At 61.1% G+C, this 16711-nt stretch carries 16 protein-coding genes; 7 read left to right on the top strand and 9 right to left on the bottom strand.

Annotated elements, in window-relative coordinates; translation table 11 throughout:
• Positions 1 to 76: 76 nt before the first annotated feature.
• The gene (locus C5750_RS01295) at positions 77 to 655 is read left to right on the top strand and encodes a TetR/AcrR family transcriptional regulator (protein ID WP_105732063.1); all 579 of its coding nucleotides are present in this window, start codon (positions 77 to 79) and stop codon (positions 653 to 655) included.
• 18 nt (positions 656 to 673) lie between these two features.
• Here the strand turns inward: C5750_RS01295 and uvrB are convergent, their stop codons facing one another.
• From uvrB to C5750_RS01315, 4 genes are all read right to left on the bottom strand, one after another.
• Positions 674 to 3496 carry an excinuclease ABC subunit UvrB gene (uvrB, locus tag C5750_RS01300; RefSeq protein WP_105732064.1) on the bottom strand — a complete coding sequence of 941 codons (2823 nt, stop codon included), beginning with the start codon at positions 3494 to 3496 and terminating at the stop codon, positions 674 to 676.
• A 111-nt stretch (positions 3497 to 3607) separates the two neighbouring features.
• On the bottom strand, positions 3608 to 3865 hold the full coding sequence (locus C5750_RS01305) for a SemiSWEET family sugar transporter (RefSeq protein ID WP_245420952.1): 258 nt from the start codon (positions 3863 to 3865) through the stop codon (positions 3608 to 3610).
• 141 nt (positions 3866 to 4006) lie between these two features.
• Entirely contained in the window at positions 4007 to 5176 is a 1170-nt protein-coding gene (locus C5750_RS01310) for an alpha/beta hydrolase (RefSeq protein ID WP_105732066.1), read from the bottom strand.
• A gap of 141 nt (positions 5177 to 5317) precedes the next feature.
• Positions 5318 to 6514: a mandelate racemase/muconate lactonizing enzyme family protein gene (locus C5750_RS01315; RefSeq protein WP_105732067.1), complete on the bottom strand. Its 1197-nt coding sequence runs from the start codon at positions 6512 to 6514 to the stop codon at positions 5318 to 5320.
• Between the two features lie 226 nt (positions 6515 to 6740).
• On the opposite strand from C5750_RS01315, the gene C5750_RS01320 reads away from it, so the two are divergent.
• Positions 6741 to 7085 carry an acyl-CoA thioesterase gene (locus tag C5750_RS01320; RefSeq protein ID WP_105733051.1) on the top strand — a complete coding sequence of 115 codons (345 nt, stop codon included), beginning with the start codon at positions 6741 to 6743 and terminating at the stop codon, positions 7083 to 7085.
• On the opposite strand, the gene C5750_RS01325 is transcribed toward C5750_RS01320, so the two are convergent.
• Positions 7082 to 7498, bottom strand: a complete 417-nt coding sequence (locus C5750_RS01325) for a VOC family protein (protein ID WP_105732068.1) — start codon at positions 7496 to 7498, stop codon at positions 7082 to 7084. The two genes, C5750_RS01320 and C5750_RS01325, sit on opposite strands and share 4 nt — an antisense overlap.
• A gap of 216 nt (positions 7499 to 7714) precedes the next feature.
• Here C5750_RS01325 and C5750_RS01330 point away from each other — a divergent pair, with 216 nt between their 5' ends.
• On the top strand, positions 7715 to 8899 hold the full coding sequence (locus C5750_RS01330; RefSeq protein ID WP_105732069.1) for a low temperature requirement protein A: 1185 nt from the start codon (positions 7715 to 7717) through the stop codon (positions 8897 to 8899).
• A gap of 19 nt (positions 8900 to 8918) precedes the next feature.
• Here C5750_RS01330 and C5750_RS01335 read toward each other — a convergent pair whose 3' ends face one another.
• Both C5750_RS01335 and C5750_RS01340 read right to left on the bottom strand, forming a co-directional pair.
• Positions 8919 to 9899: an extensin-like domain-containing protein gene (locus C5750_RS01335; RefSeq protein WP_105732070.1), complete on the bottom strand. Its 981-nt coding sequence runs from the start codon at positions 9897 to 9899 to the stop codon at positions 8919 to 8921.
• A 121-nt stretch (positions 9900 to 10020) separates the two neighbouring features.
• Positions 10021 to 10905 (bottom strand): DMT family transporter, encoded by an 885-nt coding sequence (locus C5750_RS01340; protein WP_105732071.1) that lies wholly within the window; start codon positions 10903 to 10905, stop codon positions 10021 to 10023.
• A gap of 288 nt (positions 10906 to 11193) precedes the next feature.
• Between C5750_RS01340 and greA the strand changes: the two genes are divergently transcribed.
• Genes greA through C5750_RS01355 form a run of 3 tightly spaced genes read left to right on the top strand, consistent with a single transcriptional unit; the run spans position 11194 to position 13464 of the window.
• Positions 11194 to 11667 (top strand): transcription elongation factor GreA, encoded by a 474-nt coding sequence (greA, locus tag C5750_RS01345; protein ID WP_105732072.1) that lies wholly within the window; start codon positions 11194 to 11196, stop codon positions 11665 to 11667.
• Positions 11639 to 12739 carry a glycosyltransferase family 4 protein gene (locus C5750_RS01350; protein WP_105732073.1) on the top strand — a complete coding sequence of 367 codons (1101 nt, stop codon included), beginning with the start codon at positions 11639 to 11641 and terminating at the stop codon, positions 12737 to 12739. Before greA ends, C5750_RS01350 begins: the two co-directional genes overlap by 29 nt.
• Positions 12736 to 13464, top strand: a complete 729-nt coding sequence (locus C5750_RS01355) for a glycosyltransferase family 25 protein (RefSeq protein ID WP_105732074.1) — start codon at positions 12736 to 12738, stop codon at positions 13462 to 13464. Before C5750_RS01350 ends, C5750_RS01355 begins: the two co-directional genes overlap by 4 nt.
• On the opposite strand, the gene C5750_RS01360 is transcribed toward C5750_RS01355, so the two are convergent.
• Entirely contained in the window at positions 13461 to 13931 is a 471-nt protein-coding gene (locus C5750_RS01360; RefSeq protein WP_105732075.1) for an Lrp/AsnC family transcriptional regulator, read from the bottom strand. The two genes, C5750_RS01355 and C5750_RS01360, sit on opposite strands and share 4 nt — an antisense overlap.
• Positions 13932 to 14040: 109 nt before the next feature.
• Complete coding sequence (locus C5750_RS01365; RefSeq protein ID WP_105732076.1) at positions 14041 to 15441, bottom strand: TrkH family potassium uptake protein; 1401 nt, start codon at positions 15439 to 15441, stop codon at positions 14041 to 14043.
• Positions 15442 to 15720: 279 nt separating this feature from the next.
• Between C5750_RS01365 and trxB the strand changes: the two genes are divergently transcribed.
• On the top strand, positions 15721 to 16695 hold the full coding sequence (trxB, locus tag C5750_RS01370; protein WP_105732077.1) for a thioredoxin-disulfide reductase: 975 nt from the start codon (positions 15721 to 15723) through the stop codon (positions 16693 to 16695).
• Positions 16696 to 16711: the final 16 nt, after the last annotated feature.

Genomic DNA, 16711 nt, shown 5'->3' on the forward strand with positions numbered 1-16711 from the left:
TGACGATCATCATATTTGACTATTGATGACGGTCATCATATAAATTGTCAATGCAGTTTTTTTGAAGGAATGTTTCATGCGCGTCAGCAGGGACCAGGCAGCACAGAACCGCGCCCGCATCATCGAGATCGCCGGACAGCAGTTCCGCGAAAAGGGTTTTGACGGCATCGGCGTTGCCGATGTGATGAAAAGCGCGGGTCTGACCCATGGCGGCTTCTATGGGCATTTCAATTCGAAGGACGATCTGATCGCCGAGGCCTGCGCTGCAGCCATGGCCCTGTCGGTGCGGCGGTGGACCAGCCTGTCCGAGGCGTCACCCGGCGATGCGCTCGGCGCCATCACCCAATCCTATCTGGCGGGCGATGCCCATGGCGAGGGGCAGATGAGCGGCTGCATGATGGCGGCGCTGGCGCCGGATATCGCCCGGCGCGGCGGTCCTGTCCGTTCGCGCTTCACCGAGGGCACCAAGGCGCTTCTTGATATCCTCATCAATGCCGTGACCGGCCGCAGCAAAGCCCGGCAACGCGAAAAGGCCATCGCCATCATGGCGGGGCTGGTGGGCACCGTGGTGCTGGCGCGCGCGGTTGACGATCCCGATTTTGCCAGGGAGATCAAGCGGGTGGGCGAGGCCGCATTTGGGCGGGACGCGGAGTAGGGCGGTGAGCATTCCGCTCTACCGCCCCGGACGTCCCGTCTTTCCCGGCCGGCGCTTCTTGCGCGCATCATTGGTATCTTCATAGGAACCAATGCCGCTGCGCTCGCGGCGGATGATGGTGTCGTCGTTCCGGTTGGTGCCGCCGGGAAGCGCGGGTTTTTCCGGCACTGCGCCACGCACAGGCTTCTCCGTCCGGCCGACGGTCATCTCGTCCAGCGTGTTCTTGCGGAATTGGCCGCCGCCAAGCGGCCGGGTGGTATCACCGCCCATCTCATCGAGATGCGGCTTGCGGAACAGCGGCGAATTCGGATCGCTGTTCTCGTCGGTCACCACACGGTGCATGGCGCGTCCGGCATTGTGCCGGCCCTTGGTGCGGCCGCTGACCGGGCTTTCCAGTTCCACTTCGCGTGCCATCGGATCGTCCGATATGGCCAGTTCCGTCTCGCGCAGCCGCTTGATTTCGTCGCGCAGCCGTGCCGCGACTTCGAAGTCGAGATCGTCGGCGGCTTCGCGCATCTGCTTTTCCAGATGTTCGAGATGCGATTTGAGGTTGTTGCCCATCATCGCGCCGGACTCGGCAAAGCCGGAAATATCGGCACGAACGTGATCGCGTTCGTAAACGCTGTTGAGAATATCGCCGATGTTCTTCTTGATGCTGGCGGGCGTAATGCCGTTGGCCGTGTTGTAGGCTTCCTGTTTTTCGCGGCGGCGGCTGGTTTCCGCCATGGCCCGTTCCATCGATCCGGTCACATGGTCCGCATAGAGGATGACCTTGCCGTCGACGTTGCGCGCGGCGCGGCCGATGGTCTGGATCAGCGATGTTTCCGAGCGCAGGAATCCTTCCTTGTCGGCATCGAGAATGGCAACGAAACCGCATTCGGGAATGTCGAGGCCCTCGCGCAGCAGGTTGATGCCGACGAGCACGTCGAAAGCGCCGAGCCGCAGATCACGCAGGATTTCGATGCGCTCCAGCGTATCGATGTCCGAGTGCATGTAGCGCACGCGGATGCCCTGCTCGTGCAGATATTCCGTCAGGTCTTCGGCCATGCGCTTGGTCAGCACCGTGACCAGCGTGCGATAGCCCTTTGCCGATGTCTCGCGGATTTCGCCGAGGACATCGTCAACCTGCGATTTGGCCGGACGCACCTCGACCGGCGGATCGATCAGGCCGGTCGGCCGGATGACCTGTTCGGCGAACACGCCGCCGGCTTCTTCCATTTCCCAATTGCTCGGGGTTGCCGAAACCGCGACGGTCTGCGGGCGCATCGCGTCCCATTCCTCGAAGCGCAGCGGACGGTTGTCCATGCACGAGGGCAGGCGGAATCCGTATTCGGCCAGCGTTGCCTTGCGCCTGAAGTCGCCCTTGTACATGGCGCCGATCTGCGGAACGGTCACATGGCTTTCATCGATGAAGACGAGCGCGTTGTCGGGGATATATTCGAACAGCGTGGGCGGCGGCTCGCCCGGTTTGCGGCCAGTGAGATAACGCGAATAGTTCTCGATACCGGCGCAGGAGCCGGTCGCCTCGAGCATTTCGAGATCGAAGGTGCAGCGCTGCTCCAGCCGCTGCGCTTCCAGCAGGCGGCCCGCCTGGTTGAGTTCCACCAGCCGGTGTTTCAGTTCTTCCTTGATCGATTTGATCGCCTGATTGAGTGTCGGGCGCGGCGTCACATAGTGCGAGTTCGCGTAAATCTTCACCTGGCTGAGGTCGCCGGTTTTCTGGCCCGTCAGCGGGTCGAATTCGGTGATCGACTCGATCTCGTCGCCGAACATGGAAATGCGCCAGGCCCGGTCTTCAAGGTGGGCGGGGAACAGTTCGATCGTGTCGCCGCGCACCCGGAACGAGCCGCGGGTGAAATCCATCTCGCGCCGCTTGTACTGCTGCGCCACCAGATCGGCGAGCAGCGCCCGCTGGTCGAGCCGGTCGCCGATCTTCATCTCGAACGTCATGGCCGTGTAGGTTTCGACCGACCCGATACCGTAGATGCAGGAGACGGAAGCGACGATGATCACATCATCGCGCTCGAGCAGCGAGCGGGTGGCGGAATGGCGCATCCGGTCGATCTGCTCATTGATCGACGATTCCTTCTCGATGAAGGTGTCCGAGCGCGGCACATAGGCTTCCGGCTGGTAGTAATCGTAATAGGAAACGAAATATTCGACCGCATTGTTGGGGAAGAAGGATTTGAACTCGCCGTAGAGCTGCGCGGCCAGCGTCTTGTTGGGGGCGAGGATCAGGGCCGGGCGCTGGGTCTCTTCGATGACCTTGGCCATGGTGAAGGTCTTGCCCGAGCCCGTGACACCCAGAAGCACCTGCGTCTTGTCGTCATCGGCAATGCCCGAGACCAGATCGCGAATGGCCGTCGGCTGATCGCCGGAGGGCTGGAAATCCGTTTCCATCCGGATGGCGATGCCGCCTTCGGATTTCGACGGACGGGCAGGGCGGTGCGGCTGCCAGGCCGTGCCGTTCTTGAACAGCGGATTGCCGCTTTCGATCAGGGCGGAGAGCGCGGCAACGGTGGCGGTGGCGCCGCCTGCCGGCAGATTGGCGGTGTCCTCAAGCGCGATATCCAGGCCGGCAACGGGGTTCAACCCGGCAGCGGCCCGCGTCTTCGGATCGCTCGATCCGCCGATGGATGTGCCGCGCGAGGTCCTCGAACTGCTGGTTTGCCTGGCCGCAGCCTTCCCCGGCTTGGCTGCCTTGGGCTTGGCTTTGGCGGTTTCCTCGGAAATCTGCTTGGCCCAATCGCTGATCGAGCCGGAGAGCGGTGTGCCTTCCAGTTCCGATTGCGGCGCCTCGCCGAAACCATCCGCGTTATATTTGTCAGGAGATTTAACCATGGGTTGAATATGGTGGGAGTCCGGCAAAATGGAAAGAGCCAAGTCTGCAAAAGTCGCCGGAAGCAGCAGGCTCCTGACATAAGGTTGTCAGGAGGAATGTCAGGGTGGCTCTCAGCCGTAGCGCAGCTTGAGGCCGAGAATGGTCAGGATCAGCAGAAGCGTCATGCCGTTGGCGGCGATGACCGGCCAGGAGCTGATCATGATGCCATAGAACAGCCAGAGCAGGACACCCAGTGCCAGCGAGACGTTGGTGATCAGCGAAATGCTGGCGGTCTCGCGGTGCCGGACGATCTTGATGATCTGCGGAACCCAGCACAGGGTGGTGATCAAGGCAGCAAGACTGCCAACGAGCTCGATATGGAGAGGCACGGACTGATCTTTCAGAAAAAACGAGAGAATTGATATATGAGCGAATTTTTCAAAAAAATACAGCGGAATCATGACTTAACCGTCAATCCGCGATAAAAATTTATGTCGCGGACTGACGGTGCCGTGTGTTGCGAAAAGACCCTACTGAACGGCGCCGAGAAGCCGGGCGGGAAGATAAATCACAAGCGACGCCGCGCCTGTGATGACGGAGGTGCCATCGGCAAGAACGGACTGCCCGGCGGGCGTTTCGTCACCGGACAGCACTTTCTGCGACAATTGCCCGCTGCGCACCATGTTCATCAGGGTCGGCGAGCTTGCGAACACCCCGTGCGACCCGCCGTCGAGGTCGGACGCATCGAGAACGACGATGCCGAGTTTCTGCAGCACGGCGATGCTGGTGCCATCACCGACGCGCGGGTGGCCGCCGGTAATGCGTCCCGACACGCTCAGGGCACTGTCGGCGCGGGAAACCAGCACCGTAAAGGGTTTTGGCAGTTCGCCGATATCCCTGACCTGTCCCTGGAACACGTCGATATCGATATCAGGCGCCGCCAGCATGATACCCGACAGGCGGCGGAAAACATCGCGGTGGCCGGTCTGCGCCAATTGGCTCAGGGCCTCCATGACGACGAACGAGCCCATGGAATGGCCGACCAGCAGGATTTTCGTCGCCTTGGTCGCTGCAGCCAGTTGCAGAAGTTCGGCAAGACCGTCGCGGCCATAGGTGGCGCTGTCGCGGTCATAGACGTAAAGGCCGAGCGAGCCCGCCGAGGGCCAGGAATAGTGGACGGAGACGGCAGGCAGGCCGTAATCATAGGCGAACTGCGCCTGCCGGAAGACGCTGTCGGCAAAATTGTTGTTATAGCCGTGGACGAAGACAAACAGCTCGCGCTGGTTGGCGGGACGTTTCGCCAGTTCCGCGTTGATCTTGTCGATGAACACCTGCTTGTTGCCATAGGGCTGGAACGCCGTTGCGGCAAAATCCCGGGCAGGGTTGGGTTTGTTGCTGCTCTTTTCCACTTCGCCGCGCTTGTGGCTGGGCGGAATGCCGACGTCGACGCGGGCAAAATTGAGGGTCGGGGAGCGCTTGGCCGAATAGGGCAGGGAGAGATTGTCCGACCGCTCGCGGCTGGTGGCGACGAAAATCGGAATGACGGCTTTGGGTCCGGTCTTGTCGTTCAGCACCGGGGCCGGCACCGCTGCATTGGCCTTGACGACGTGCTGGGACGTGAGCCCCAGGACGGCACGGCCGCCGCACCCTGTCAGCACAAATATGACAAGCAGAAAGGCCGACAGACGGGAAACGGTCATGAACACACTCCGGACAGCACTGCGGAAGTTAGAACCAGTATTTCGGCCGCACTGCAACTTAAAACCACGAATCGGCTGAAGGCAGGCACGCTGAACACCCGCCAGCGTGACAATTTTCCAACAACCGGATGCCGTAGCCGGTCAGACGATGAGCGGGTCACGGCCCATGTTCAGATGCAGGTCGTGGCCGTCATAGGCATGCGCTTCGGCCACCGCTTCGTCGAGTTCGACGCCGAGGCCCGGCGCCGTCGGCGGGATGATGTAGCCGTTCTCCCATTGAAGCGGTGTCTTGAGCAGTTCGGCATGGAACCCGCCAAAAGCCTGGATGCATTCAAGGATGAGAAAATTCGGGCTGCAGGTGGAAAGCTGGATATTGGCTGCGCCGACGATCGGACCGCAATAGAGATGCGGGGCGATCTGCGCGTGAAACGTTTCAGCCATGCCGGCGATCTTCTTGGCTTCCAGAATGCCGCCGACACGCCCCAGATTCATTTGCAGGATATTGGCGGCGCGGTTCACCAGCACCCGCTGAAACTCGTATTTCGTGGCAAGACGCTCGCCCGTCGCCACCGGGATCGTCGTGTGCTGCTGCACATAGGCCATATTCTCGGGCATGTCAGGCGGAACCGGCTCTTCGAACCACAGGGGGTCGTAGGGTTCGAGCCGTCTGGCCAGCCGCACGGCGCCGGTCGGCGTCATCTGGCCATGGGTGCCGAAGAGCAGGTCGGCCTTCGAGCCAACCGCTTCGCGCACAAGGCGGACGAATTTTTCGCCGAGATCGAGCTGTTCGAGCGAGAGCTGGCGCGGGTCGAAGGCGGTGTAGGGCGCAACTGGATCGAATTTCACGGCGGTATAGCCCTGCGCGACATATTCGGCGGCTCGCTCCGCCGAGGCCTCGGCATTCCAGTAAATCGCCGAGGTCTCGCCCAGTTCGGGTTTGGGATAGAGATAGGTGTAGCTGCGCAGCCGCTCATGCACCCGGCCGCCGAGAAGTTCATAGACGGGCTTGTCCGCTTCCTTGCCGATAATATCCCAGCAGGCCATCTCCAGCGCAGACACCGCGCCCATGATGGTCACATCGGGGCGCTGGGTAAAGCCGCCGGAATAGGCGCGGCGGAAGAACCGCTCGATGTGGTGCGGATCTTCGCCGACAAGCCAGCGCTCGGCGACATCCTCGATCACCCGGCGCATCACCTGCGGGCTGACCGTCGAATTATAGGCCTCGCCATAGCCGGTGACGCCCGAATCGGTGGTGAGCTTGACGAAGATGAACCACGTGCCGCCGAAGGAGGGCGGCGGGTTGCCGACGACAAAGGTTTTTACATCGGTGATTTTCATGGCCTGCTCCGCTGGTTCAGTCTCAGGCAGACCCTAAGGGAGAGGGCGCATATGTCAAAAACCGTGCAACGACCCGCCATGTCGGCTTTCTGACAGTTCTTGCGGCGAAGGTCTTTCCATTGCCTCTATTGCACTGCATCATAAGCCCACACGCAAATACCCATGGAGACCGGACGTGACTGAAGAAACCAAGCCGATCGGCGAATTGACCCTGCGCACGCTGGCCATGCCTGCGGATGCCAATGCCGCCGGCGATATTTTTGGCGGCTGGGTCATGGCACAGATGGACTTGTCCTGCGGTATCCGCGCGGCGGAACGGGCGCGCGGCCGGGTGGTGACGGCGGCGGTGAAGGAAATGGCCTTCGCCAAGCCGGTCAAGATCGGCGATACGCTGTGCGTCTACACCCATATCGAGCATGTCGGGCGCACCTCCATCACGCTGAAGGTGGAAGCCTGGGCGCAGCGCTATCTCTCGGACCTGATGGAGCGGGTCACCCATGCGGATTTCGTCATGGTGGCACTCGACACGTCAGGCAAGCCGACGCCGGTGCCGCCGGAAACGAAAGCCTAGCCGCCGATCATATATTTGTCCCAGAAACCGGCCTGCGGTTCGCTCTGTTCGACAATGTCGATCCACAGGCCCGACGGATCGTGGAAACCGAAACGGCGCTGGCCGAAAGGCTCGTCCGTCAGCGGATATTCCACCTGAAGTCCGCTTGCGGTGACCTTCTCGAAAGCCGCCGCCGCGTCCTCGACCTGCAGCTCAAAGCACATGCCCTTGCCGCCGAAACTGTCCGGGCCGGGCGGCGCCGACGGATGATCCGGCGTCATGAAGGCGATGGAGGCCGTGTGATCCTCGCCCGAAAGCCAGCAGAACCATGTGCTGTCAAAACCGCTGGTGAAACCGAGATGCCGTATCCAGAAATCGCGGCAAGCCTCTTTTTTCTCGGTGACAATGATCGGATAGCGATCCGTAAAGCGCATGGTGAGCCTTTCTCTATGGTGATTTGCGGCATTAGAGGCAGCTGGCACGGCGATGACAAGGGGGGTTTGTCAGTAGTCTTTTGGCGCCCGCTTGGAGGCATATCCGTCATAAGCGGGGGATTTGCGCACCATCCTGTGATTAACATCGTAAAAGGCTTGGATTGGCAGCATTAATCGGGCAGCCTTTTTCAAGGGCAAGATGTTGGAGGGGGATGCATGGCACTGTCGGGCGCAATCCGGAACTACGCACGCATACGGGGCGGGAGCGACAGCGCGAAAGTCGATTTCGTCGAGCTGTTCTTCGATCTCGTCTTCGTCTTTGCCGTCACCCAGATTTCGCATTTCCTGCTGCATGACCTCAGCCTCAAGGGGCTTGGCGAAAGCGCGCTGCTGCTCGCGGCGGTCTGGTGGGTATGGGTCTATACCGCGTGGGCGACCAACTGGCTTGATCCGACGACGCCGCCGGTCCGGATGATGCTGTTCGTGCTTATGCTGGCGGGGCTGGTGCTGTCGACCTCCATACCCACGGCCTTTGCCGGCCGCGGGCTGGTTTTTGCCCTAGCATTCTCCACCATGCAGCTGGGCCGCTCGCTCTTCGTCGTGTGGGCGATGCGCCACCACAACCGCTCCAACTATCTCAACTTCGTGCGCATCTCGAGCTGGCTTGGCGTCTCCGCCGTGTTCTGGATCAGCGGTGGGCTGGCCGATCCGGAAAACCGCGTGTTTTTCTGGCTGGTTGCGCTGCTGATCGAACTGGCGGGTCCGGCGCTGGGCTTTCGCACCCCTGGCCTCGGTGCGTCCAGCACGGCGGACTGGGATGTGAACGGCGACCACATGGCCGAGCGCGCCGCGCTGTTCATCATCATTGCGCTCGGTGAATCCATTCTCGTGTCCGGGGCGACATTCGCCGAGCAGGAATGGACCTTCATTTCATTCTCGGCCTTCCTGACGACCTTCGTGGCTTCGGTCGCCATGTGGCTGATCTATTTCAACGTCGGGCAGCTGCGCGCGCATCACAAGATCGCCTCGACCGACGATCCCGGCCGCATCGCCCGCGTCGCCTACACCTATATCCATGTGCTGCTGGTGGCCGGCATCATCGTGGTGGCCGTTTCCGATGAGCTGGTGCTGGCGCATCCGCTCGGTCATTCCGCGCCCTCGGTTCTCTGGACCTCGATCGGCGGAACGGCGCTCTATCTCATCGGCAACCTGCTGTTCAAGGGCTATGTGGAGGGCAGGCCGCCGCTGTCGCACATGGTGGGACTGGTCCTGTGCGCCGTTCTGGCCTTCGCGGGCGGCGCGCTGTCGCCGCTGGTGCTCGGGGCGGCAACCAGCCTGATCCTGATCGTGGTGACGGTCTGGGAATATGCCGGGCGGATCAGGGAACCCAGCCACCACTGAAAGCGCTGGGGTTCTGACCCTAACGGCAGGCGCGATGGCCGTTGCGCCGCTGCATCAGATCGAAGTGGAAATGGTCGCGGTGGAAAATATCGTAGCCGGGGCCGAGCACCGTGGTGAAGTAGTCGCAGGCATCGGAGCGGACATTGTTGAGCAGGCCGCGCTGCCGGAAGGCGAAGAATCCCGGCTTCTGCACCTTGATGTCGGTGCCGTTGTTCAGGGTGATCTTGGCGATATCCAGCGCATTGCCCTTGGAATGTTCGGACATATTGGCGCCCGGCCGGTTGCTCATGGTGCGGCAGGAATAGCTCGATGCCTGATGAATGGTGTTGACGCCGGAGAGATAGCGCAGCCGCGTCGATGGCTGCAGGTCGCCCTTGACCCAGCGGGCAAAGGCCAGTGTCATCTGGCAGTTCAGCGTCGCACTGGGTTTCAGGCGGATCTGGCCGCTGGCGAAACCGCTGACCGTCAGCGGATTGTCGATACGGCACACGCCGCCATCATTGATGGGCGCGCGTTCCTGAAAGACGACACCAAGCTGCTTGAGCTGGGTCCGGCAGGCGATTTCACCGGCGGGCATGGTGTAGCGGCTTTCGCTACGCGCCATGGGATCGCGCAGACCGCCGCCGGCATAGCCGTAATTCTGTTCGCGGCTCGCCAGCGCGTGGTTTTCTTCGGTCATGACGGGCTGCGCGGCGGCTAGGTTCTGCGCCTGCGCCACCGGCTGGTCGGCCTCGTTGTTGGCAATGCGGTTTTCTTCACCGGCCAAAGAGTTGTCAGCAAGGGAATTGTCGGGAGCGGGGGGCGTGACGGGCGTCATGTCAGCGGCGGGTGCAACCGCGATATAGTCGCCGGACTCCGCAGGACTCGAGCTGTGGCCGACATTGGCCTGCGGGCGGCGCACATCACCCATGCCGCAAGCGCTGAGCGCGGTCGCCGTGCATAGGATAAAGACGGTCGTAAGGCGCCTCAAGGGCACGGCGGACGACAACGCAAAACTCATGTCACCACATCCTTTTCGCCTGAAACCAAGCGCAGACAGGCGATAAAATAAGACTAAAGTGTAAAGGAAAGGTCAGCGGCGGCGGTAATGCCTATGTCGGCAACAAGGCAGCGGCGGCGCCCTATGCGTCCGCCCGGTTGCGCAGGGCCGGGACGATTTCAACGGTAATCATGGCGGTGAAGATCAGCGCACAGCCGATCATGCCGTGGACCGTCATGCGCTCGCCGAGAAGGATGGCGCCGAAGAGCGCCGCGAACAGGGCTTCGGAGGACAGCATGATCGCCGCCTGCGGCGCGCTGGTATAGCGCTGGCCGACTGCCTGCAGGGTAAAGGCAATGCCGCAGGAGAACACCCCGCCGAAGAGAATGGCCGGCCAGGACAGCATGACCGACGGCCAGTTGAACGGTTCCATGAAGGCGGCGAGGGTAAAGCCGAAGATGGCGCAGGTCAGGAACTGCACGAAGGAAAGCATGAAGGGCCGGCCGTTTTCATGGGCGAGACGGTTGATGAAGATGATCTGCAGCGCCCAGAAGACGGCGCACAGGATGGTCAGCCAGTCGCCGGTCGTCAGATTGTTGAGCTGTCCGCCCGACAGGAGATAGATGCCGCCCAGCGCCGTCAGGGCACAGGGCCAGACAATGGGGCTCGGCCAGCTCCAGAACATGAGGACGCCGAGGATCGGCACCATGACCACATAGAGGCCGGTGAGAAAGCCGGAATTGGTGACCGTTGTCGTGGCAAGGCCCATTTGCTGGAGAACCGAGCCGACCGACAGGAACAGGCCGATGAAGATGAAGCTGCCGTAATCCCGGCGGGTGAGCCGATGCCTGGCCAGCCGTGCTTCGCGCCATGCCAGCGGCGCAACGGTGAGGCTTGCCAGGGCGAAGCGCAGTCCGATGAACAGAAAGGCGCCGACATTGCCGACGGCGCTCGCCTGCGCAACAAAACCGAGGCCCCAGATGGCGCCTGCGACAAGCAGCAACAGATTGGCACGGCCTTGCGTCATGGTGGATCCACAGAATATCCGCGGTCGTCCCTTGGCCGCAACCCGCTCTATCGGTTGCCGCGATGGACTGCAAGAGCCCCGAAGGCAGCATTGCTCCCCGGCGGCACAGGCAAAACCGGCTGATCCGCGACATTTTCTACTTTCTTCGTGAAATCGCCGGAAAGAGTGCTATATTAAACGACGAATGACTGAACGGTTCCGAAGTCTTGAGCTTCGGTGACCGTTTTCTTTTTGTGTCGCGCGGCCCTGGCGGGGCGCATTTGACACTTGACTGCGAAAGGAGAGGGCATGGAAAAGGTCCCGATGACTCAAGGCGGATTTGACAAGCTCAAGGAAGAATTGCGCTGGCGCCAGCAGGAAGAGCGGCCCCGCATCATCCAGGCAATTTCGGAAGCGCGCGCCCATGGCGACCTCTCGGAAAATGCCGAGTATCATGCCGCCAAGGAAGCCCAGAGCCACAATGAAGGCCGCGTCAGCGAGCTGGAAGGCTATATCGGGCATGCCGAGATCATCGATATCTCGAAATTGTCCGGCGACAAGATCAAGTTTGGCGCCACCGTCCAGCTGATCGACGAAGATACGGAAGACAAGAAGATCTACCAGATCGTCGGCGATCAGGAAGCTGATCCGAAGGCCGGCCGCATTTCCATTTCCTCACCCATCGCGCGTGCCCTCATCGGCAAGAGCGAGGGCGACACGATCGAGGTCAATGCACCGGGCGGCGCCCGTTCGTATGAAATCGTCGGGTTCAAGTTCGCCTGATACCGTGCCGGAACCGGTAAGCAACGTCGAGGTGATCGCTCCGAATTTCAAGCGCAAGCTTTCCGGGGTCACCTCGACTATCGTGCAGCTTATTCCGCTGCAGCGGGCCAACGGCCTCAAAATCGTGGCCATGGGGCCGGGTCTTCCCGGCAACCTGCCGAAAATCGGGTGGCGTTCGCTGCCCGGTTTCTGGTTCAGGCCCAAGACCAGGCCCTTCCGCATCTGGCATGCCCGCCGCAACAATGAAATGCTTGCGGGCATTCTGATGCGCCATGTCCTGCGCATGAAGCTGTCGCTGCTTTTCACCTCGGCGGCGCAGCGCGACCACAAGCCCTTCACCAAATGGCTGATCCGGCGGATGAACGCCGTGATTGCCACCAGCGCCAAATCCGGCAGCTATCTGCAGGTGCCGCACACCGTCATCATGCACGGGGTGGACACGGAGACGTTCCATCCGCCGGCAACACCCGAGGATGCCTTTACCGCCTCCGGCCTACCGGGAAAATATCTCGTCGGCTGTTCCGGGCGTATTCGCCATTCGAAGGGCACGGATCTTTTCGTCGATGCCATGATCAATCTCCTGCCGCGCTATCCCGAATGGACGGCCGTCATGACCGGCCGGACAACCGCCGAGCACAAGGGGTTCGAGCAGGCGCTGCGCGACAGGATTGCCAGGGCCGGATTGCAGGACCGCCTGGTCTTCCTGGGCGAAGTGCCCGACGTAAAACTCTGGTACCGCCGCATGACCCTTTATGTCGCGCCGTCGCGCAATGAAGGTTTCGGCCTGACGCCGCTGGAAGCCATGGCGTCGCAGACTGCCGTTGTGACCAGCGATGCCGGCGCCTATGCGGAGATGGTCGAACGCGCCACGGGCACCGTCGTTCCGGCGGGTGACCGGCCGGCGCTGGAAGAGGCCATCGAGCGCTATCTCGCCGATCCGGCAAAATGCGAGGAAGCCGGAAAGGCCGGGCTCGAGCATGTGCGGGAACATTTCCCGCTGCAGAATGAAGCAGCGAAAATCCTCACCGTCTATGAGCGCCTGTTCGCGAGCAGCATCCGGGCCGGAACATGAAGGTTTCCGCGTTCATCATTCACCTCAAACGCGCTGAAAAACGCGGCGCGCATGTCAGGGCTTTGATGCAGCGGCTGCCTGTTGCAGCGCAGATTATCGATGCCATCGACGCGCAGCAGCTCGTTGAGAGCGAAATCGCAGCGGTCTATAGCCGGACATCCCGGCATTTCCCGCCCTATCCCTTCCTGTTGCGCACCACGGAAATCGCCTGCTTTCTCTCGCATCGAAAAGCATGGCAGGCGATTGTCGATGGCAATCTCGATGCGGGGCTGGTCATTGAGGACGATGTCGATATCGATCCGGGCTTTGCCGATCAGCTGAAACTGGCGATGGAGACGGTGAAGCCCGGCGACTACATCCGCTTCCCGCGCTGGACGCGGGGCGAAAAAGGCGGTGATGTCGCCCGCCAGGATGGCAACGCCATCATGCAGCCCGCATTGCCCGGTCTGGGCATGCAGATGCAGCTCATCGGCCGTGATGCCGCCATTGCGCTGCTTGCAGCAACGACGCGGTTCGACCGGCCGGTGGACACCACGCTGCAGATGCGCTGGCTGCATCCCGTGCGCATGCTGTCAGCTCGGCCGATCACCATCCGCGAGATCGATTTCAACCTGGGCGGCACGGTGGTTCAGGGCAAGAAAACGCTTTCGGACAAGCTGAAGCGCGAAGTGCTGCGGCCAGCTTACCGGTTTCTCCTGTTTTTCTATTCGAAAATACGCGGTTAGAGCACCATCAACGGTTCGTTCTTGACCGAACGAATGGTCAGCGAGGTGCGGACGGAATCGACATTCGGCGTCGATGTCAGGTCTTCAATGACGAAATTCTGGAAAATGCTGATGTCGCTGGCCACGCAATGCAGGAGGAAGTCGGATTCGCCCGACACCATCCATGCCCGGCGCACGATGGTCCAGCTGTTGGTCTTTTCGGCAAAGCTCTTCAGGTCGGCGTCCGATTGCCGGTGCAGCCTGATCATGCAGAAGGCAACGATATCCTGGCCGAGGATCGAGCCGTTCAGGATGGCCCTGTAGCCCTGGATGATGCCGCTTTCCTCCAGCTTGCGCACCCGGCGCAGGCAGGGCGGCGCCGATATGCCGACGCGCTCGGCAAGCTCCACATTGGTGATGCGGCCATTATCCTGAAGCTGTTTCAGGATTTTCCAGTCGATCTCGTCCAAGTCCGCCTTCAAAGGCATGGTCTGATTATATCCCTGTCAAAAAGGCGCTTACGGCGAGCACCATAGGCGATTCCTGCCGCTGTGTAATGCATTCGCATCCGGTTGCAAACAGGTTCATAGCATGGACCTAACGGCTCCAGAAGCTGCGCGTAAACAGAATGACGACCGTGATGATTTCCAGCCGGCCCGCCAGCATGAGATAGCTCAGGAGCAGAAGCGATGGGTCGCTGAGCGTTGAAAAGTTGCCGACCGGCCCGATCGTATCGCCAAAGCCCGGCCCGACATTGGAAAGCGCCGTGAGGGCGCCGGTGATGGACGTGCCGAGATCGTTGCCGAGGATCGTCAGCGCCGTGGCCCCGACGACCAGGGACGACATGTAGAGAAAGATGAAGAGCAGGGCGGATTGCGCGACCTGCGGGCTGATTTCGGCGCGGCCATAGCGCATTTTGATAACGGCATTCGGCATGATCAGCCGGGTCAGGCTGGCGGATGCCAATTGCCAGAGGATGATCAGGCGATTGAGCTTGATACCGCCGGAGGTCGACCCGGCACAGCCGCCGATGAATGTCACGATGAAGAAAATGCCAAGGGCTTCCGGCCCCCAGCGCGTATAATCTTCGGTTGCAAAACCTGTGGTTGAGATAATCGATACGAGGTTGAATGCGGCGGCAATCAGGGCATCGCCGAAGCCGATGCCGGTTTCCAGCGTGAGCCCCACCGCCAGGAAAAAGCTGAGGCCGATGACGATGACGAAGAACAAAGTCACCTGCGGGTCGGCGAGCGAGGTCAGGCGCTGCGGCATGACCGCCTTGATGTAGAGCACGAAGGGCAGGGCGCCGAGCATCATGAAGATGGTGGCGATGACGAGAATGGCCCGGTTGTGGGCATAAAAGCCCAGGGATGAATCGTGGGTGGAAAAGCCGGCGGTGGCGACGGTCGTCATGCCGTGATTGACCGCATCGAACATGCCCATGCCGGCGGCGAAATAAGACAGGGTGCACAGCACCGTCAGGCTGACATAGGCGATGATGATGCCGGTGGCGATCTGGTGGATGCGCGGCAGGATCTTTTCCGACTTGTCGGAGGATTCCATGTGCAGGAGCTGGATGCCGCCCACCCGCAGCGACGGCAGCAGCAACAGGCCGAGGCCGACGAAGCCGAAACCGCCGAACCAGCACAGGAGCGAGCGCCAGAGCAGGATGCCGCGCGGCATGGCATCGAGCCCGGTCAGCACGGTGGCGCCCGTCGACGTGATGCCGGACATGGATTCGAACAGCGCCTTGGCAAAACTGATCGGCAGCGTCGAGAAATAGAGGGGAAGGGAACCGAGCAGCGCCGCCGTGAGCCAGACGGAAACGATCAGGAGAAAGCCGAGGCGCGGGGTGAACCGGATGTCGGGATTGTGGGTGGCCAGGGCAACAAGCCCGCAGAGAACACCGGTGAAAATCGCCGATTCCACGAAAGTGATCCAGTCCCGGTTGCCGATGTGCAGATCAACAGCGGCGGGAATCAGCATGGCCGCCGCCATGATCAGACCAAATCGCGCGCAAATATTGATGATGGTGCGAAAAATGAGCGGACCTCAGACTGGCAGCAGGGACATGAGAATGTTTCATAACCGGTTCCACCCCGCGCCACAATGCACGCCAAACGGCAAAACACCGCGTACAAGCTGTGGCTAACCGGGCTATATCACGCGCAGACCTTGCAACGGAGGGGGCTGACCCACTACCTTATGGCATTGGAAATGATCACAAGTCTGCTCCCAACCCGTTCTGGCTGAACATCTGTTCTTATAGGTCTTGATATGTCACAGCGCCACGTGCCCGTCCTCATTATCGGTTCCGGTCCTGCCGGTTATACCGCAGCCATCTATGCGGCCCGCGCCAACCTGAAACCAGTGATTGTCGCCGGATTGCAGCAGGGCGGCCAGCTGATGATCACCACGGATGTGGAGAACTATCCAGGCTATGCCGATCCGGTGCAGGGGCCCTGGATGATGGACCAGATGCGTATCCAGGCCGAACATGTCGGCGCCGAGATCATCCACGACATCATCACGCAAGTGGACATTTCCAGCCGGCCGTTCCGTCTCGTCGGCGACGGCGGCACGCAGTACACCTGCGATGCGCTGATCATTGCGACAGGCGCACAGGCGAAATGGCTTGGAATTCCGACCGAACAGGCCTTCATGGGCTTCGGCGTTTCCGCCTGTGCCACCTGCGACGGTTTCTTCTACCGCAACAAGGATGTCGTCGTTGTCGGTGGCGGCAATACGGCCGTCGAGGAAGCGCTTTATCTTGCGAACCTGGCCAAGTCCGTCACGGTTGTGCACCGCCGCGATCATTTCCGTGCCGAAAAAATTCTGCAGGACCGCCTGTTTGCCCGCGAAAATGTCAAAGTCGTCTGGGACAACGTCATCGACGAAATCACGGGCACAGAGGCAAAGCCGCCTATGGCCGCATCGGTTTCCGGCGTGCGCCTGAAGAATGTCAAGACGGGCGAGACGACGGATGTTGCGACGGACGGTGTCTTTGTGGCGATCGGCCATGCACCGGCAGTTGAACTGTTCAAGGGGAAACTCAAGCATAAGCCGAATGGCTATCTGTGGACCGCAGCGGATTCGACGGCGACCGATGTTCCCGGTGTTTTCGCAGCTGGCGATGTCACCGACGATATCTATCGTCAGGCGGTGACTGCGGCCGGAATGGGCTGCATGGCGGCCCTTGAGGCCGAACGCTGGCTGGCGGCACAGGAACCGGTGCGCCAGGCTGCCGAATAAGGGCGTTTGAGATAAG

The sequence above is a fragment of the Phyllobacterium myrsinacearum genome (assembly GCF_002980555.1).
Classification (GTDB): Bacteria; Pseudomonadota; Alphaproteobacteria; order Rhizobiales; family Rhizobiaceae; genus Phyllobacterium; species Phyllobacterium myrsinacearum.